Source organism: Streptomyces sp. P9-2 (assembly GCF_051903975.1).
Taxonomy (GTDB): domain Bacteria; phylum Actinomycetota; class Actinomycetes; order Streptomycetales; family Streptomycetaceae; genus Streptomyces; species Streptomyces cellulosae.
The window spans coordinates 5,613,778-5,630,913 of the sequence record NZ_CP192633.1; the positions used below are offsets into that span (position 1 = coordinate 5,613,778).

At 70.9% G+C, this 17,136-nt stretch carries 16 protein-coding genes; 14 read left to right on the forward strand and 2 right to left on the reverse strand.

The window, feature by feature from the left end; all coding sequences use genetic code 11:
- Positions 1-9 precede the first annotated feature (9 nt).
- The 8 genes from asnB (at position 10) to ACQY0Z_RS25585 (ending at position 8,499) form a co-directional block, all read left to right on the forward strand.
- Positions 10-1,866, forward strand: coding sequence for an asparagine synthase (glutamine-hydrolyzing) (asnB, locus tag ACQY0Z_RS25550; protein ID WP_137209574.1), 1,857 nt, complete (start codon positions 10-12; stop codon positions 1,864-1,866).
- A 30-nt stretch (positions 1,867-1,896) separates the two neighbouring features.
- Positions 1,897-2,388 carry a PhzA/PhzB family protein gene (locus ACQY0Z_RS25555; RefSeq protein WP_189904186.1) on the forward strand — a complete coding sequence of 164 codons (492 nt, stop codon included), beginning with the start codon at positions 1,897-1,899 and terminating at the stop codon, positions 2,386-2,388.
- A gap of 46 nt (positions 2,389-2,434) precedes the next feature.
- Positions 2,435-2,842, forward strand: a complete 408-nt coding sequence (locus tag ACQY0Z_RS25560; RefSeq protein WP_439812868.1) for a VOC family protein — start codon at positions 2,435-2,437, stop codon at positions 2,840-2,842.
- A 129-nt stretch (positions 2,843-2,971) separates the two neighbouring features.
- Complete coding sequence (locus ACQY0Z_RS25565; protein ID WP_347224896.1) at positions 2,972-3,991, forward strand: methyltransferase; 1,020 nt, start codon at positions 2,972-2,974, stop codon at positions 3,989-3,991.
- Positions 3,992-4,062: 71 nt separating this feature from the next.
- Positions 4,063-4,548 (forward strand): DUF488 domain-containing protein, encoded by a 486-nt coding sequence (locus ACQY0Z_RS25570; protein ID WP_137209571.1) that lies wholly within the window; start codon positions 4,063-4,065, stop codon positions 4,546-4,548.
- Positions 4,548-6,218, forward strand: coding sequence for an asparaginase domain-containing protein (locus ACQY0Z_RS25575; protein ID WP_254587470.1), 1,671 nt, complete (start codon positions 4,548-4,550; stop codon positions 6,216-6,218). Before ACQY0Z_RS25570 ends, ACQY0Z_RS25575 begins: the two co-directional genes overlap by 1 nt.
- A gap of 15 nt (positions 6,219-6,233) precedes the next feature.
- Positions 6,234-7,085 (forward strand): PhzF family phenazine biosynthesis protein, encoded by an 852-nt coding sequence (locus tag ACQY0Z_RS25580; protein ID WP_137209570.1) that lies wholly within the window; start codon positions 6,234-6,236, stop codon positions 7,083-7,085.
- 151 nt (positions 7,086-7,236) lie between these two features.
- Positions 7,237-8,499, forward strand: a complete 1,263-nt coding sequence (locus ACQY0Z_RS25585) for a replication-associated recombination protein A (RefSeq protein ID WP_439812869.1) — start codon at positions 7,237-7,239, stop codon at positions 8,497-8,499.
- Positions 8,500-8,582: 83 nt separating this feature from the next.
- On the opposite strand, the gene ACQY0Z_RS25590 is transcribed toward ACQY0Z_RS25585, so the two are convergent.
- Positions 8,583-8,978 (reverse strand): RidA family protein, encoded by a 396-nt coding sequence (locus ACQY0Z_RS25590; protein WP_137209568.1) that lies wholly within the window; start codon positions 8,976-8,978, stop codon positions 8,583-8,585.
- A 135-nt stretch (positions 8,979-9,113) separates the two neighbouring features.
- On the opposite strand from ACQY0Z_RS25590, the gene ACQY0Z_RS25595 reads away from it, so the two are divergent.
- The 5 genes from ACQY0Z_RS25595 to ACQY0Z_RS25615 all read left to right on the forward strand — a co-directional run bounded on the left by ACQY0Z_RS25595 (position 9,114) and on the right by ACQY0Z_RS25615 (position 13,742).
- On the forward strand, positions 9,114-10,106 hold the full coding sequence (locus ACQY0Z_RS25595; protein ID WP_137209567.1) for a WYL domain-containing protein: 993 nt from the start codon (positions 9,114-9,116) through the stop codon (positions 10,104-10,106).
- A 260-nt stretch (positions 10,107-10,366) separates the two neighbouring features.
- Positions 10,367-11,665, forward strand: coding sequence for a bifunctional 3-oxoadipate enol-lactonase/4-carboxymuconolactone decarboxylase PcaDC (pcaDC, locus tag ACQY0Z_RS25600; protein WP_254587469.1), 1,299 nt, complete (start codon positions 10,367-10,369; stop codon positions 11,663-11,665).
- A gap of 94 nt (positions 11,666-11,759) precedes the next feature.
- Positions 11,760-12,395 (forward strand): MBL fold metallo-hydrolase, encoded by a 636-nt coding sequence (locus ACQY0Z_RS25605; protein ID WP_439812870.1) that lies wholly within the window; start codon positions 11,760-11,762, stop codon positions 12,393-12,395.
- Positions 12,396-12,480: 85 nt separating this feature from the next.
- Positions 12,481-13,260, forward strand: a complete 780-nt coding sequence (locus ACQY0Z_RS25610; protein WP_189902730.1) for an exodeoxyribonuclease III — start codon at positions 12,481-12,483, stop codon at positions 13,258-13,260.
- 74 nt (positions 13,261-13,334) lie between these two features.
- Positions 13,335-13,742 (forward strand): DUF6278 family protein, encoded by a 408-nt coding sequence (locus tag ACQY0Z_RS25615; RefSeq protein ID WP_189902731.1) that lies wholly within the window; start codon positions 13,335-13,337, stop codon positions 13,740-13,742.
- A gap of 635 nt (positions 13,743-14,377) precedes the next feature.
- On the opposite strand, the gene ACQY0Z_RS25620 is transcribed toward ACQY0Z_RS25615, so the two are convergent.
- Positions 14,378-15,166, reverse strand: coding sequence for a hypothetical protein (locus ACQY0Z_RS25620; protein WP_381726811.1), 789 nt, complete (start codon positions 15,164-15,166; stop codon positions 14,378-14,380).
- 154 nt (positions 15,167-15,320) lie between these two features.
- Between ACQY0Z_RS25620 and ggt the strand changes: the two genes are divergently transcribed.
- On the forward strand, positions 15,321-17,123 hold the full coding sequence (gene ggt / locus ACQY0Z_RS25625; RefSeq protein WP_439812871.1) for a gamma-glutamyltransferase: 1,803 nt from the start codon (positions 15,321-15,323) through the stop codon (positions 17,121-17,123).
- Positions 17,124-17,136: the final 13 nt, after the last annotated feature.

Here is a 17,136-nt window from a genome sequence, read left to right on the forward strand (position 1 = left end):
GACAAGTCGATGTGTGGAATCACGGGCTGGGTCTCGTTCGACCGGGACCTGACTCGACAGCGCGAGCAACTGAACGCGATGACCGGGACCATGGCCTGCCGGGGTCCGGACGCGGACGGCACGTGGGCGGACCGGCACGGGGCACTCGGCCATCGACGCCTGGCGGTCATCGACATCGAGGGCGGCGCCCAGCCCATGGTGCTGCCCACCGACGACGGTCCGGTGGTGATCACGTACAGCGGCGAGGTCTACAACTACACCGAACTGCGCGCGGAGCTGCTGCGCAGGGGCCACCGTTTCGAGACGCGCAGTGACACCGAGGTCGTGCTGCACGGCTATGCCGAGTGGGGCGAGGCGGTGGCGGAACGCCTCAACGGCATGTTCGCCTTCGCGATCTGGGACGCGCGGGTCGAGAAGCTGGTTCTGATCCGCGACAGGCTGGGCGTCAAGCCGCTGTACTACTTCGCGACCGCGGACGGCGTGCTGTTCGGGTCCGAGCCGAAGGCGATCCTCGCCAACCCGCTCGCCGACCGGGCCGTCGACCTCGCCGGGTTGCGGGAGCTGGTCAGTTTCACACAGACACCCGGCAGTGCCGTGTGGTGCGGGATGAACGAGGTGGTCCCCGGCGGGCTGCTGACCGTCGACCGCTCGGGCCTTCGCGAGCACCGCTACTGGACGCTGCCCACGCGCCCGCACGAGGACGACCGCAAGACCACCGTCGCGACCGTGCGTGAACTCCTCGAGGACATCGTCAGCCGCCAGATGGTCTCCGACGTTCCCCGCTGCACTCTCCTGTCGGGCGGTCTCGACTCCAGCGTGATCACCGCCCTGGCCGCCGCGAAACTGGGCCGGCCCGGCGAACACGGCGAGGCCGGTGAGAAGGTGCGGAGCTTCGCTGTGGACTTCGTCGGCCGTGAGGACGACTTCGTCGCCGACGAGCTGCGGGGCACCACGGACGCTCCCTACGCCCGGGAGGTGGCAGCCCACGTCGGCTCGCTCCACGAGGCCATCGTGCTCGACCATGCGGCGATAGCCGATCCGGATGTCCGGCGAGCCGTCGTCACCGCCCGGGACAGTCCTCTCACCCTCGGCGACATGGACACCTCGTTGTACCTGCTGTTCCAAGCCATCAAGGAACAGTCGACGGTCGCCCTGTCCGGGGAGTCCGCCGACGAGGTGTTCGGCGGGTACCGGTGGTTCCACCAGCCTGAAGTGCAGGCGGCGGAGACCTTCCCCTGGATGGCCGTGTTCGTCAGCGGCGCCCGTGCCCAGGTGTCGGACCGGTTCAACGCCGACATCACCGCCGCGCTCGACCTGCCCGCGTACATCAAGGACCGGTACGCGGAGGCGGTCGGAGAAGTGGAGCGTGCGGACGGAGAGACCGACCACGAGATGCGCATGCGAGTGATGTGCCATCTGCACCTGACGCGCTTCGTCCGCATGCTGCTGGAGCGCAAGGACCGCATCAGCATGGCTGTCGGACTGGAGGTGCGGGTCCCGTTCTGCGACCACCGCCTCGTCGAGTACGTCTACAACACCCCGTGGTCGATGAAGACGTTCGACGGCAGGGAGAAGAGTCTGCTCCGTGCCGCGACGGCCGATCTGCTGCCGAAGTCGGTGCTGGAGCGCGTGAAGGCGCCCTATCCGGCCACGGTCGACCCGCACTACACCAGCGCCCTGCTCCAGCAGTCCAAGGAGCTTCTGACGACCGACGACCCGGTCTTCGACCTGGTCGACCGGGCGTGGCTGGAGGGCATCGCCCGGCAGGACCCGGCCACCATGCCGATCGACGTCCGCAACGGCATGGAGCGTGTGCTGGACCTCAGTACCTGGCTGGACGTCTACCGGCCCGAACTGCGGCTCTGACGGGCACCCGAACGGATCGAGGGAGACCAGATGGAAACGGACCACGCTCGGACGGACGGGCCCGACGCCGGACTCGACCTGTGTGCCAGGAACCGGGCCGTCGTCGCCGACTACATGACCCGCAAGGGCGAGAACCGGCTCACGCGTTACCTGCTCTTCACCGAGGACGGCAGTGCCGGCCTGTACACGAGTGACACCGGCGAGCCGGTCGTCTCCGTGGGACACGAGAAGCTCAAGGCGCACGGCGAGTGGTCGCTGCGTATGTTCCCCGACTGGGAGTGGAAGAACGTCGAGATCTTCGAGACGCAGGACCCGAACCGGTTCTGGGTGGAATGCGACGGCGAGGGCCGCATCCTGTACCCGGACTACCCTCCCGGCCTTTACAGGAATCACTTCATCCACTCGTTCGAACTCGAGGGCGGCAGGATCAAGCGGCAGCGCGAGTTCATGAACCCCTTCGAGCAACTGCGTGCGTTGGGCATCGAGGTGCCGAAGATCAACCGGGGTGGCATACCCACCTAGATCCGTGATTCCCGAGGACTTCCGCACGCACAGCAAGGAGCAGTGAATGGCATCCCGGCTCAACCCGTACCTCGCCTTCGACGGCGATGCACGCGAAGCCATGGAGTTCTACCACGAAGTACTCGGCGGCGCGCTGGACCTGGGCACCTACGGCGACTTCGGGTCGGCGGAGATGCCCGATGCCGACAAGATCATGCACGCGATGCTCACCACCGCCGACGGTTTCACTCTGATGGCGTGGGACGTCCCGGAGCGAGTTCCCTTCGCCCCGGGCACCAATGTCGCCCTTTATCTCGGTGGCGAAGATCCGCGCCTCCGTGAGTACTTCGAGAAGCTGTCCGTCGGCGGCACCGTGACCCTGCCACTCGAAAAGCAGATGTGGGGAGACGAAGCCGGCACGCTGGTGGACCGGTTCGGGATCACCTGGATGTTCAACATCAAGCAGAACGCGTGACGGCGGCGGCCCTGGTGCCCACCGGGGCCCGGCCCGCGCTCTCGTGCACAGATCGCTCAGCTCGACGTCCGGCCGTGGAAGAGCCGCGGCAAGGTGGGCCGACCCCCGGGTCGGGATGGTGAGGTCTCAGTGACAGTCGACGTGCAGGCCACTCGTGACGTGGTCGACATCATCACCGGTGGGTGGCGTGCGCAGGCGCTCTACACCGCGGTCAGGCTCGGACTGCCCGACCACGTCGCGGCCGGCTGCGACAACGACGTGGAACTCGCCAAGGCGACGGGGGCGAGCGAGGGCGGTGTGCACCGCCTCATGCGCCTGCTGGTGGCGATGGGTGTGTTCACGGGCAGCGCCGCCACCGGCTACCGCGGCACCCGGGTGAGCGCCGCCCTCGTCGACGGGCCGCAGTCGCTGCGCGACATGTGCCTGCTCTACGGAGAGGAGTTCCACTCCGCCTGGAACCACGCCCCTCACGCCATCAGCACCGAGAGCTCCGGCTTCGAGGTCGCCTACGACCAGCCGTTCTACGCATACCTGGCTGATGCCCCGGCCACCGCCCGGCGGTTCCAGCGCACCATGAACGCCGCCAGCATGTTCTTCCACCGCGTACCCGCGGTGTTCGACTTCGAGGGCAAGAAGGTCGTCGACGTCGGAGGCGGAGGCGGACAACTGCTCGCGACCGTCCTGAGGGCCGCGCCCGACGCCACAGGCACACTGCTCGACCGCGAGCACATGACTGCGAAGGCCCGCGAGTACCTGCACGCCGAGGTGGGAGCGAAGCGCGTCGAGGTCGTCGACGGCGACATGTTCACCGGGGTACCGAAGGGTGGCGACGTCTACATCCTCTGCAGGGTCCTGGCAGGTCACGGGGACGAAGACGTCGTCCGCGTCTTCGAGCACTGCCGACGCGCCATGGCGGACGCCTCCTCACGGCTCCTGATCCTCGACCGCTTCGTCGAGGACGAGAACCCCACTGTGCTCCCCGCCTTGTGGGACCTGCACCTGCTGATGACCACCGGAGGTGAGCACCGCACCGCGGACCGCGTCACCCGCCTGCTGGAACGAGCGGGTCTGTTCGTGGAGCGCACCGCGGACCTGCCCATGGAGACGACCGCTCTGGTCGCCGCACCGCGCACTCCACAGCGGGCCTGATGGGGGGCGGGGCCCCGCTTCCCCGAGCGATACGAGCGATACGAGCGGACAGGGCGGACTGGAGGACACGCATGCCCAGGTTGGCGACGATCGGCGTTTACGGCTTCGACGCCGACAGCTACCTCGAACGACTGCGACAGGCCGATGTGGGCCTGCTGCTCGACCTACGTCAGCGCCGTGGAGTGCGAGGACCGGACTACGTCTGGGCGAACTCGAGACGGCTGCAAGCGGCGCTCGCGGAAGCCGGAATCGCCTACCAGCACCGGCGGGAACTCGCCCCGACGACGGAACTACGGCAACTTCAGTACGCGGAGGACGCCCGCCAGGGCGTGGGCAAACGCTCCCGCCGCGAGCTCGCCGCCGACTACATCCGTCGCTACACCGCGGAAATCCTCGATCCGGTCGATCTCGCCCCGATCGCGGCGGCTCTGCCGAGCCGCGGGACGACGGCGCTCTTCTGCGTCGAACGGGACCCGGAGGCATGCCACCGGTCCCTGGTCGCCCGCCGGCTCGCCGAGTCGCATGACATCACCGTCGAACACCTGAGGCCGTTGTGATGGACGACATGCTTCCCGCCGGTGCGCCGCGACCGCGGATCGCGGTCTTCGCCGGACCGACCGCCACGATTCTGAACACCCCGGACCTCGTCACCTCCAACAAGGCCCGGGTACGCCACGGCCTGCCGCTCCGGCCCAGCCGGTTCGACGGTCTGCGTCCTCAACGCCTGGCGGCGCCCGCGACGTTGTACGTCGAGGCGTTCAGCGCGCACCCGCTCGAAAGCGACGCCGCCGGCCTCTACGCGCCCCCCGACGGCTGGGTCGACGCGGACGGTGCCTTCCACGCCGAGCGGCCGCCCGGCGAGGCCACACCGGTGTACGTCGTCGAGCTCGACCCCGCCGACGGCCTCTACCCGCTTCCCTACATGGGGAGGCAGGCCGACGGCTCGGCCTGGGAGGAGACATCGGCAGTGCCGTACGCCGACCCGGTCGACGCACGTCAGACCTTCTACCCGGACGCCCGGCGTCTCTACGAGGAGATCGAGCGGTTCGGCCTGGCCGACCACGGGGGGCCCGTCGACCTGGGTTCCCTGGCGGATTTCGAGTTCTACAGGGCCGCTCCCTCCGGCGGCTACACCTCGGGCTCCGAGCCCGAACTCCTGGGACAGGACTTCTTCGTCTACTACCCGTACCACCTCCAGACCGAGCCGAGCCTCGCCCACCTGGCCCGGGCCACGAATCACGTCCAGGCCGTCCTCGACGACGGCGGGTTCACCGGTCTGCAGTGGCTGGAGGGCAGCCCGACCGTCGACGAGACGCTGTACTGGCTGGGCCTTCTCATCGACACGAAGGTGCCGCTGGTCGGGCATGCCGCCCAGCGTCGTCACCAGTCGCTGAGCGCGGACGGCGACCGCAACGTGGTGGACGGCGTCAAGTTCATCGCGTCGGGGGTCACCCTGGACGAACGCGGCGAGGACCGCGTCGGCGCCTGTGTCGTGGTCGACGAGCTCGTCTACTCGGCCCGTGACGTCACCAAGGCCGACGCGCGGCCGGGCGGTTACGAGGTCACCGGAGGCCACGGGGGAGTCGTCGCCGACCTCGGAGGGTACGGTCCGCCACAGCTCACCTATCTGCCCACCCGCAGACACACCCACCGTTCCGAAACACGCCTTACGGTGCTTCCCGAGTCCGTGGCCGGTGTCGTGGGGCGCCTGGGCGACGTGACCCGGACCGAGGTCCTGACCAAGGACGAGCACGGCCTGGTGCCCACCGCCATGCCCCACGTCTCGCTCACCAAGTACAGCCGCTACGCCGCGAAAGGCACGGGTGCCGACGACCTTCCGGTCGCCGACGAGGAGGTGGAGATCTTCGCCCGGATCGAAGCCAATCTCGCGCGCTTCCCGCTCTCGGGCTTCGTGTGTGAGGGCATGTCGCCCTTCGGCATGGCGGACCCGGTGAAGAACGCGGCTCTGAGCGTCGCCGTCTTCGCCGGCATGCCCGTGGTCCGCACGGGGCGCGGCACGACGGGAGGCATGGCATACCGCACCGACCCGACGTTCGTCTCGGGCAACAATCTGACGGCCACCAAGGCCCGCCTGCTTCTCATGGCCGCGCTGCTCAAGTTCGGCGCTCTGCCGCCGGCGGCCGATCCGTTCGCGCCGACCTCCGACGAGCGGGCGGCCACCGAGAAGGCCGTCGCCGAGTTCCAGGCGCTCTTCGACACGCACTGAGACGAGGGACAACGCATGGCCAGGTACGCGTACGTAGTGGCCGACGTCTTCACCGACGTCCCGTTGCAGGGCAATCCGACCGCCGTCTTCCTGGATGCCGGGGGCCTCTCGCCCGCCCGCATGCAGCAGATCGCACAGGAGATGCATCTGTCGGAGACCGTTTTCGTCCTGCCCCCGGAGAACGACGGCGACGTACGGGTCCGTATCTTCACTCCCGTCAACGAGCTTCCCTTCGCCGGGCATCCGACGCTCGGCGCGGCCGTGGTGCTGGGTGAGTCGCACGAGGCCAAGGAGCTCCGGATGGAGACCGCCAAGGGCACCGTCACGTTCGAGCTGCAGCGCGACGAGGCAGGTCGCACCGTCGCGGCCGCCATGTGGCAGCCACTGCCGGTATGGCGGACCTATGACCGGGCGGACGAACTCCTCGCCGCTCTCGACCTGACGGACACCGGAAGCACGTTGCCCGTGGAGGTGTACGACAACGGGCCACGACACGTCTTCGTGGGCATGGACGACGTGCCCGCGCTCTCTTCGCTCGAGCCGGACCAGCGCATCCTCGCGCGGTTGCCCGACATGGCCGCCAACTGCTTCGCGGGAGAGGGGAACGGCTGGAGACTGCGGATGTTCTCGCCGGCGTACGGAGTCGTCGAGGATGCCGCGACAGGCTCGGCCGCAGGGGCCGTCGCGGTACATTTGGCGCGGCACGGACTGGCGCCGTTCGGGGAGTGGATCGACATCCGCCAGGGCATCGAGATAGGACGCCCGTCGACGATGCGCGCCCGGGTGACGGGCACGCCGCACCGGATCGATGCGGTGCAGGTGGCGGGATCCGCTGTCGTCGTCGCCCGAGCCACACTGTTCACGTGAGCCGCAGGAGCTGCAGGAGGCGGAAGGGGTGGGTGCGGTGACGACGGCCGAGGACGGAGGGCTGTTCGCGTTACCGCCGACCACCCGTCCGCCGGACCCACGGGGCACGGAATCCGGTTCCCCCCGCTCCGATGCTCCGCTCGCCGTCCGCATGCGCCCTCGTTCGCTCCAGGAGGTCGTCGGTCAGGCGCACCTGTTGCGTCCCGGTGCGCCCCTGCGGCGGCTGGCCGAGGGAGGGCACGCGACGTCGGTGCTGTTGTACGGCCCTTCGGGAACGGGGAAGACCACCCTGGCGCGTTTGACGGCCGACGTCGCAGACCGTCACTTCGTCGCCCTCTCGGCGCTGAACACCGGTGTGAAGGAACTGCGGTCCGTGATGGACGAGGCCCGTCTTCGGTGGGGGCGGCACGGCCGGAGGACCGTTCTCTTCATCGACGAGGTGCACCGGTTCTCCAGGACGCAGCAGGACGCCCTGCTCGGCGCCGTGGAGGACGGGCACGTCCTGCTCGTCGCCGCCACGACGGAGAACCCGTCGTTCTCGGTGGTGTCTCCGCTCCTCTCCCGCCTGTTGGTGCTCCAGCTCCACCCGCTGACCGACACGGAACTCAGGGAGCTGCTCCGCAGAGCGGTGCAGGACGGGAGAGGCCTCGACGGCGCGGTCGCGCTGGCACCCGAGGCGGAGGACGCCTTGGTGCGTCTCGCGGCGGGTGACGCCCGGAGCGCGCTGACGGCGCTGGAAGCCTGTGCCTCCGGAGTGGCCTGCGCCGGCGGCACCGTGGTCGACGTCGAAGCGGTGGATCGCGCCGTCAGCGAAGCCACCGTGCGCTACGACCGGCAGGGCGATCAACACCACGATGTCGTCAGCGCGTTCATCAAGTCGATCCGGGGGTCGGACCCCGACGCCGCACTGCACTACCTGGCCCGCATGCTCGTCGCCGGTGAGGACCCGCGCTTCGTCGCGCGTCGTCTGCTGGTGCACGCGAGCGAGGACATCGGGCTGGCCGACCCCACGGCACTGCAGGCCGCGGTCGCCGCCGCGCAGACGGTGCAGTTCATCGGCATGCCCGAGGCAAGGCTGGCTCTGGCGCAGGCAACGGTTCACCTGGCCACGGCGCCCAAGTCGAACAGCGTGCTCGCCGGCATCGACGAGGCCATGTCCGACGTCCGGGCGGGCGCCCTGGGCGAGGTCCCCGCCCACCTGCGGCACAGCCGCCACACCGGCGCCAAGGAACGGGGAAACGGCGTCGGTTACCGCTATCCCCACAGGGTGCCCGAGGGAGTGGTGACGCAGCAGTACCCGCCCGCCGACCTGAGGGGCAAGGACTACTACCGCCCTACGCAACGCGGTGGGGAACGCGACCTGCGTGACCGTCTCAGCAGACTGCGTCGCGTCGTTCGGGGCGTGGAGGAGTGACGTCAGGTACGCCGGAACGCCGGTCCGCGGATGCGGAACCGGCGCCCCGGTGCGGCCCGGGCGATCTCGGGGCCGCCCTCACCTCATGCGACCGCGGTGCCTTCGAGTTCCACCATCTGGCCGGGGATGGCCAGTCGGGTCACGCCGAGCATGGTGGTGGTCGGCGCGACGCCGGCGGCGCCGAGACGGCCCGCCAGGACGCCGTAGTGCTGGAACAGCAGGTCGACGTCGGTCGTGTAGACGTTCAGGCGGACGAGGTTCGCCAGCGACATGCCCGCCTCGGCGAGCACCGCCTCGATGTTGTCGACGCTGAGCGCCAGTTGGGCCGCCATGTCGCCGTCGTGCTCGGGCTTGCCCTCCTTGCTCATCGCGGTCTGGCCGGAGATGTAGAGGGTGCGGGAGTGGCCGGAGACGACCTCTCCCTGGTTGAAGCCCATCTCGACCGACCACGACACGGGGTTGACCGCGTTACGTTCCATGAACGCACCTGCTCCATTCGGTTCTGTGGAAGTCCCGCACCGGTGGCTCGGTGTTCACCGTGCTCCGGCGCCGTGCGATGAACCTTGCCAAGAAAACGTGACACCCTTGGTCATGTATTTCGTTAGTGTTTTTTCATGCGCGCCGACCGTCTGGTGTCCCTCGTCCTCCTGCTGCGTCAACGAGGCCGGATGACCGCGGAGGCACTCGCCCGCGAGCTGGAGGTGTCCACCCGGACCGTGCTGCGGGACATGGAGGCCCTGTCCGCGGCGGGCGTCCCGGTCTACGCGGAGCGCGGCCGGCACGGCGGGTTCGCCCTGCTGCCGGACTTCCGGACCGCGCTCACCGGACTGACCCACGACGAGGCGCTCGCCCTCCTCGTCGCCGGATCGCGGCGCGGGGCGCAGTTGTTCGGACTCGGGTCGGCGCTCGCCTCGGCGGTGTTGAAGGTGGTCGACGCGCTGCCCGAGGGGCTGCGGGAGACGGCCGCGGGCGCGGCGCAGCGGCTGCTGGTGGATCCGGAGACGGATCTGCTGGCCCGGCCGGTGGCTCCGGAGGAGGTGCCCGACGCGGTGGCGACGGAGGTGCGGCGGGCGGTGTTCGGCGGGCACCGGCTGCGTATCTACTACGCGGCGGTGAACCAGCCGCCGAAGTGGCGCACGGTGGACCCGATCGGCCTGGTCACCGTCAGGGACCAGGGCTATCTGCTGGCCAAGCGGGGCATGGAGGACCGGACGTACCGGCTCTCGCGGGTGTTGGCGGCCGAGCAGCTCGACGAACCGGCGCAACGCTCGGACTCCGTCGACCTGGACCGCGCCTGGCGGGAGCGCGAGGTGCGATTCCGTACGGGCGGCGACGTCACCTCGGTACTGGTCCGCGTCGACGAGGGCCGCAGGGACCACCTCGTCTCCATCGCCCTCGCCCTGTACGGGGAGCAGACCGACGCCGACGGCAGCCTCCGGCTCACCCTCGCCTTCCAGGACCCGCGCCACGCCAGATGGGCCCTCTGGCAGTACGCACCCGACGCGGAAGTTCTCGAGCCGAGTTGGCTGCGCGACACCCTGCGCGACCGTGCGAGAGCCGTGACGGCCCGGTACGACTCCCCCTCCTGCGACGCGCCGACGCCGTGAAGCCCCACCCCTGGGGGAACGGATCGTGCAGGCTCCGTGAATGTGTGATGGGCGCGCGCCCTGTCCCCCGCGCCGAAAGGCATATCGAACACACGTGTATCGGTCGTATCGGTAGCCGTGGGATGAAGCGTGCGCCCGATGCGTACCGCTCGCATCCATTAGGGTTCCGCAGTGCCGGACGTGGTGTTGCGTGCAGGTGGGGGCCACCGGCTCTTCCCCCGGCCACGGGAGATTTCGTACGACGTGAGAGGGTCTGACGGGTGAGCGAGACACCACCGAACACCCTGCAATACCGTTTCGACGGACCGGAAGACGCTCCGGTTCTCATCCTCGGACCGTCCCTCGGCACCACCTGGCACATGTGGGACCGGCAGATCCCCGAGCTGACGAAGCAGTGGCGGGTGTTCCGCTTCGACCTGCCGGGGCACGGCGGCGCCCCCGCACACCCCGCGGCCTCCGTCACCGACCTCGCCACACGGCTGCTCGCCACCCTCGAGGGCCTCGGCGTCCACCGGTTCGGGTACGCCGGCTGCGCGCTGGGCGGCGCCGTCGGCATCGAGCTGGCCCTGCGCCACCCCGAGCGTCTCGCCTCCCTCGCGCTGATCGCAGCCTCGCCCCGCTTCGGCACCGCCGACGAGTTCCGCCAGCGCGGCGTCATCGTGCGTACCAACGGCCTCGACCCGATCGCCCGTTCGGCGCCCGAGCGCTGGTTCACCGGCGGGTTCGCCGCCGCCCAGCCCGCGATCACCGAGTGGGCCGTGCAGATGGTCCGCACCACCGACCCCGGCTGCTACATCGCCGCCTGCGAGGCCCTCGCCTCCTTCGACGTCCGGGCGGGCCTCGGCAGCGTCGGCGTGCCGACCCTCGTGCTCGTCGGCTCCGAGGACCAGGTCACCGGGCCCGCCGAGGCCCGCACCCTGGTCGCCGGCATCCCCGACGCGCGCCTCGCCGTCGTGCCCGGCGCCAGCCACCTCGTGCCGGTGGAGCAGCCCGCCGCCGTCACCGACCTGCTCGTCCGGCACTTCTCCACCGCCTGGCAGCCGCTTCCCGAGAACGCCACCGGCCACGTCGTGCTGCCCGCCGCCGCGCCCCGGCCGGCCGTGACGCCGGCCCCGCCGCAACCCGTCCCCGTCGCCGAGATCGCCCCGGCCGCCGCGCCCTCGGAGGGGCAGGGCGTCCCGGACACCTACGACGCCGGGATCAAGGTCCGCCGCGAGGTACTGGGTGACGCCCACGTCGACCGGATTCTCGAACAGACCGACGCCTTTTCGGAGGACTTCCAGGAGCTCGTCACCCGGTACGCCTGGGGCGAGGTCTGGGACCGCCCCGGACTCGACCGCCGTACCCGCAGCTGCGTCACCCTCACCGCCCTCGTCGCGGGCGGTCACCTCGACGAACTCGCCGTGCACACCCGTGCCGCCCTGCGCAACGGGCTCACCCCGGACGAGATCAAGGAGGTGCTGCTCCAGGCCGCCGTCTACTGCGGCGTCCCCGCCGCCAGCGGCGCCTTCCGCGTGGCGCAGCAGGTCATCCGCGAGGAGACCACCCCGCCGGAGTGAGACCGGGTGAGACCGGGTGGGACCGGGTGGGACCGGGTGGGACACGGAGCGAGGCCGGAGTGAGCACGCGGCGTCCCGGATGCAGGATGGAGCCATGAGGCTCATCAAGATGTCGCACTCCTGCGTCCGGCTCGAGAAGGACGGGCGCGTCCTCGTCGTCGACCCCGGCGGGTTCAGCGAGGAGGACGCCGCCGTCGGCGCGGACGCCGTGCTGGTCACCCACGAGCACCCGGACCACTTCGACGAGGGCCGGCTGCGCACCGCCATGGAGGCCGACCCGGCCGCCGAGATCTGGACGCTGAAGGCGGTCGCCGACCAGATCTCCGCCGCCTTCCCGGGCCGCGTGCACACCGTCGGCCACGGCGACACCTTCACCGCCGCCGGCTTCGACGTCCAGGTGCACGGCGAGCTGCACGCCGTCATCCACCCGGACATCCCGCGCATCACCAACGTCGGCTACCTCGTCGACGGCGGCAAGCTGTTCCACCCCGGCGACGCGTTCACCGTCCCCGACCACCCCGTCGAGACGCTGATGCTGCCTGTCATGGCGCCCTGGAACAAGATCTCCGAGGTGATCGACTACGTCCGCGAGGTCCGCCCGCAGCGCGCCTACGACATCCACGACGCCCTGCTCACCGACCTCGCCCGCCCGATCTACGACCGCCAGATCGGCGCCCTCGGCGGCTCCGAGCACCTGCGGCTGGCGCCCAGGGACGCGGTCCAGCTCTGAGCTTCACGGGCGTGAGGCGGCGGCCGTCCCCGGGCCCACGGCCGCCGGCCGCGCGTTGTCAGAGGCGGCGGGTAGGTTGTGAGGCATGCGCATCGCGACCTGGAACGTGAACTCGATCACCGCCCGCCTGCCGAGGCTCCTGGCCTGGCTGGAGAGCAGCGGCACCGACGTGCTGTGCCTCCAGGAGGCCAAGGTCGCCGAGGCCCAGTTCCCGGTGGAGCCGCTGCGCGAGCTGGGTTACGAGGCGGCGGTCCACGCCACCGGCCGGTGGAACGGGGTGGCGGTGCTCTCCCGCGTCGGCCTGGAGGACGTCGTCAAGGGCCTCCCGGGCGACCCGGGGTACGACGGCTCCGAGGAGCCCCGGGCCGTCTCCGCGACCTGCGGCCCGGTGCGCGTCTGGTCGGTCTACGTGCCGAACGGCCGCGAGGTGGAGCACCCCCACTACGCGTACAAGCTGCAGTGGCTGGAGGCCCTCAAGGCGGCCGTCGCGGGCGACGCGGCGGGCAGCCGCCCGTTCGCCGTCCTCGGCGACTACAACATCGCGCCGACCGACGACGACGTCTACGACCGGGCCGCCTTCGAGGGCTCCACGCACGTCACCCCGGCCGAGCGCGCCGCCCTCGCCTCCCTGCGCGAGGCCGGCCTGACCGACATCGTCCCGCGCCCCCTCAAGTACGACCACCCGTACACGTACTGGGACTACCGCCAGCTCTGCTTCCCCAAGAACCGCGGCATGCGCATCGACCTGGTCTACGGCAACGAGCCGTTCGCCAAGGCCGTCACCGACTCCTACGTCGACCGGGAGGAGCGCAAGGGCAAGGGCGCCTCGGACCACGCCCCGGTCGTCGTCGACCTGGACGTGTGACGGGCGCCGGCCCGGCGTCGACGGACCCCGCGCGCCTGTGGTGCGCGGGGCGGTTCGAATGACAGGCTGGCAGTATGAGGATTCCGTTCCTGGGCAGGCGGCGCCACAAGGACGAACTCCCCGGGCCCGAGGGGCTCGCGGAACTCCTCGCCGAGTGTGCGCTGTTGCGCTCCCAGGCGGAGCGGGAGGGGGTCCGGCTGGACGACAGCCCGGCCTCGCTGGAGGCGCTCGACCAGTTGGTTCCGCGCTGGCGGGACGACGAGGACGCCTCCGACTGGCTGGGGAACGACGCCGGGTTGTACCTGGGCACCGTGATCGTCCGCACCGTCGAGGGCGCGGCGTGGGACCTCCGTCCCGATGGACAGCCGGTCGTACGGCTCGCGGGCGGACGGGAGTTCGACGTCGTCGACGCGGGACACCGGTGGGCGGCGGACGGGGCGCCCGAACTGTCGCAGTGGTACGCAGAGGTCGCAGAAGGCTGACGTACGCGCCCCCTCGCGCGCCCCATCAACCGCCGTAAATACGGCTTATGTCCGGTAAGTGCGTGTCGCGGTGTCCTGGCGATCTTGCCCGGATACGTTGCGGCGGTCACCATGACGTTCGGAAACCCGTCCGCCCGGACCTCGACTACGATGTTCCCTCCGTCCCGGTGGGGGAGGAGACTTCGCGGCGTAAGCGGGGACGCCGCCGCCGGGAGGGGACCGCCCGCCCAGCCGGGGCGGCGGATCACACAGGCCGGTCCCGTCCGGCGGCAGCCGGAGATCACTGCTCCCGGCGGCAGCGACCGAGCCACGGTCGCCCGCGGGTGAGGAGAAGGTCAGCTGCGCGCCGGACGGGTGGTGCCGGCCCCGACGCGGGGCCACCTGCTCGGAGGCGCGCCTCCGGACACGCGGGGTGCGAGCCCCGCCGACCCCGCCCCGCCGACCTCCCACGCGCGTCCGCCAGGGCGCATGCCGTCCGCGCCAAGGGCGCGTGGCCAGCCCGCACTCCGTGACAGGCGTTGCGCCCCGCCGGCACGGCGTCCCGCGGGGTGGCGGGCGTTCCGGCCCGCCCGTACGGCGTCTGGCGGGGTGGCGGGGATGCCCCGCCAGTGTGCCCCCGCGGACGTGCGTCCGCCTCAGTCCGCCCGATGCGACTTCTTAGGCCCCTTCAGCGCCTTCGGCGGCGTCTCCGCCGTCTCCGGCGCGGGCAGCGGGCTCTGGGCCGGCTTGGTCACGTCCGCGACCAGTTCCACCACGTCCGGCCCGTACGCCTGGGAGTTGACGACCTTCAGCAGCAGTACGAACGACCCCGACCCGTACTTGCGGGCCAGCCGTTCATGGTTGCGGGCGAGGTAGCGGGTCGCCGCCTGGTTGGTGATCGCGCGCTGCCCGCAGAACAGGAACACCGGCCGCGTCTCGCGCCGTTCGCCCGCCGTCAGCCGCGCCAGCAGCACGTACTCGGTGACGCCCGGCTCCATGCGGTACAGGTCGGCGCCTATGCGGAAGGCACCCCGGTCGGGACCGGGCTCCGGGTCGACGTTGACCCGCACACCCGGCAGCATCGCCGCCATGTGGGCGACCATCCGCCGGTTCGACCCCGGCCCGCCCACGCAGAACTCCGTCCGCTCGCCGAACCCCTGGTGCGCCGCGTCCTGGGTGACCACCTGGATATGCGCCCCGCAGTCCTTGATGAGCGCGGACAGTTCGAGCAGCGCGAAGACGTCGAAGCGGTGCACCGCCGGTTCCGCCGTCGCCGGGTCGCGGTTGACGACGAGCAACGACTCGGCGTTCTCGGGCAGTCCGAAGAACGCCTGCTTACGGCGGAGCTTGCGATTCCAGAGGTAGGTCCGGGCGATCCAGCCCAGGGCGGCGCTGATGCCCGCGGCCACCAGGCCCAGCACGATGTTGCGCACGTCGTCATTCATGGGCGGGCATGCTAGCGGTCCCGGACGCACCCGTGTTCGACACCCCGGGAGGCCGATTGCCGCCACCGCGCCCGGCGGCACGCCCGTACGGCCTCCCTGACGCGGGCATGGCGGCGAACTAAGCTGCCCGGACGGCCCTTTACTGGAGGTGCGGATGCGTCGCCCTGTCGCACGGAAATTCGCTGTCCTCGCGGTCACCACCGCCGTCGTCTCGGTGGGAGCGGCCGCGCCGCCGACGACGTACGGCGGGAAGACTCCCCCCGCCAAGACACCCGTGGCCGTCGGCCACGGCGGCGCCGTCTCCAGCGTCGACCCCGACGCCACCGCCGCCGGCATCGAGGTGCTGCGCAAGGGCGGCAACGCCGTCGACGCCGCCGTGGCCACGGCCGCCGCGCTCGGCGTCACCGAGCCCTACTCGGCCGGCATCGGCGGAGGCGGCTACTTCGTCTACTACGACGCCCGGTCCCGCACCGTGCACACCCTCGACGGCCGCGAGACGGCCCCGCTCAGCGCCGACTCCGGCCTCTTCCTGGAGAACGGCACACCGATCCCGTTCGCCGAGGCGGTCAGCAGCGGACTGTCCGTCGGCACTCCAGGCACCCCCGCCACCTGGCAGCGCGCCCTCGACACGTGGGGCAAGAGAAGCCTCGGCACGGTGCTGCGGCCCGCCGAACGCCTCGCCCGCGACGGCTTCACCGTCGACGAGACCTTCCGCGCGCAGACCGCCGCCAACGAGACCCGCTTCCGCTACTTCCCCGACACCGCCGAGCTGTTCCTGCCGGGCGGTGAACTCCCCGCCGTCGGCTCCACCTTCAAGAACCCCGACCTGGCCCGCACCTACCGCGAGCTGAGCCGCAAGGGCGTCGACGCCCTGTACCAGGGTGACATCGCCCGTGACATCGTGAACACGGTCAACAAGCCGCCCGTGGACCCGGCGTCCGGCTGGAACGCCCGCCCCGGCGACCTCACCGCCCGCGACCTCGCGACCTACCGCACCAAGCTCCAGGCGCCGTCGAAGACCTCCTACCGCGGCCTCGACGTCTACTCCATGGCGCCCTCGTCCTCCGGCGGCACCACGGTCGGCGAGGCGCTCAACATCCTGGAGCGCACCGATCTGTCCAGGGCGAGCGACGTGCGCTACCTGCACCGCTTCATCGAGGCGAGCCGCATCGCCTTCGCCGACCGGGGCCGCTGGGTCGGCGACCCCGCCTTCGAGGACGTACCGACGAAGGAACTGCTGTCGCAGCGGTTCGCGGACTCCCGCGCCTGCCTGATCAAGGACGACGCCGTCCTCACCAGCCCCGTCGCCCCCGCCGACCCCCGCGACCCGGCGCCGTGCCCGCGGGGCGGCACCGCCGCGCCGACGACGTACGAGGGCGAGAGCACCACGCATCTCACCACCGCCGACCGGTGGGGCAACGTCGTCGCCTACACGCTCACCATCGAGCAGACCGGCGGCAGCGGCATCACCGTGCCCGGCCGCGGCTTCCTGCTCAACAACGAGCTGACGGACTTCTCCTTCGCCCCGGCCAACCCGGCCGTCCACGACCCGAACCTGCCCGGCCCCGGCAAGCGGCCCCGCTCGTCCATGGCGCCGACGATCGTCCTCGACCGGCACGACCGTCCGGTGGTGGCGCTCGGCTCGCCCGGCGGCTCGACCATCATCACGACCGTGCTGCAGACCCTCACCGGCTTCCTGGACCGGGGCCTGCCCCTCGTCGACGCGATCGCCGCACCCCGCGCCAGCCAGCGCAACACGGCACAGACCGAACTCGAACCCGGCCTGTACGACAGCGAGCTGAGGCAGCGGCTCGAGGCGATCGGGCACTCCTTCCGTGAGAACCCGGAGATCGGCGCGACCACCGGCGTGCAGCGGCTGCCGGGCGGCGCCTGGCTCGCCGCGGCGGAGAAGACCCGCCGGGGCGGAGGCTCGGCGATGGTCGTCCACCCGAAGTAACCCTGTACAGCGG

Bases quoted from the DNA above. Each gene is read 5' to 3' on its own strand.
- asnB (WP_137209574.1), top strand. From the start codon at position 10: ATGTGTGGAATCACGGGCTGGGTCTCGTTCGACCGGGACCTGACTCGA.
- ACQY0Z_RS25555 (WP_189904186.1), top strand. From the start codon at position 1,897: ATGGAAACGGACCACGCTCGGACGGACGGGCCCGACGCCGGACTCGAC.
- ACQY0Z_RS25560 (WP_439812868.1), top strand. From the start codon at position 2,435: ATGGCATCCCGGCTCAACCCGTACCTCGCCTTCGACGGCGATGCACGC.
- ACQY0Z_RS25570 (WP_137209571.1), top strand. From the start codon at position 4,063: ATGCCCAGGTTGGCGACGATCGGCGTTTACGGCTTCGACGCCGACAGC.
- ACQY0Z_RS25575 (WP_254587470.1), top strand. From the start codon at position 4,548: ATGGACGACATGCTTCCCGCCGGTGCGCCGCGACCGCGGATCGCGGTC.
- ACQY0Z_RS25580 (WP_137209570.1), top strand. From the start codon at position 6,234: ATGGCCAGGTACGCGTACGTAGTGGCCGACGTCTTCACCGACGTCCCG.
- ACQY0Z_RS25585 (WP_439812869.1), top strand. From the start codon at position 7,237: ATGCGCCCTCGTTCGCTCCAGGAGGTCGTCGGTCAGGCGCACCTGTTG.
- ACQY0Z_RS25590 (WP_137209568.1), bottom strand. From the start codon at position 8,978: ATGGAACGTAACGCGGTCAACCCCGTGTCGTGGTCGGTCGAGATGGGC.
- ACQY0Z_RS25595 (WP_137209567.1), top strand. From the start codon at position 9,114: ATGCGCGCCGACCGTCTGGTGTCCCTCGTCCTCCTGCTGCGTCAACGA.
- ACQY0Z_RS25605 (WP_439812870.1), top strand. From the start codon at position 11,760: ATGAGGCTCATCAAGATGTCGCACTCCTGCGTCCGGCTCGAGAAGGAC.
- ACQY0Z_RS25610 (WP_189902730.1), top strand. From the start codon at position 12,481: ATGCGCATCGCGACCTGGAACGTGAACTCGATCACCGCCCGCCTGCCG.
- ACQY0Z_RS25615 (WP_189902731.1), top strand. From the start codon at position 13,335: ATGAGGATTCCGTTCCTGGGCAGGCGGCGCCACAAGGACGAACTCCCC.
- ACQY0Z_RS25620 (WP_381726811.1), bottom strand. From the start codon at position 15,166: ATGAATGACGACGTGCGCAACATCGTGCTGGGCCTGGTGGCCGCGGGC.
- ggt (WP_439812871.1), top strand. From the start codon at position 15,321: ATGCGTCGCCCTGTCGCACGGAAATTCGCTGTCCTCGCGGTCACCACC.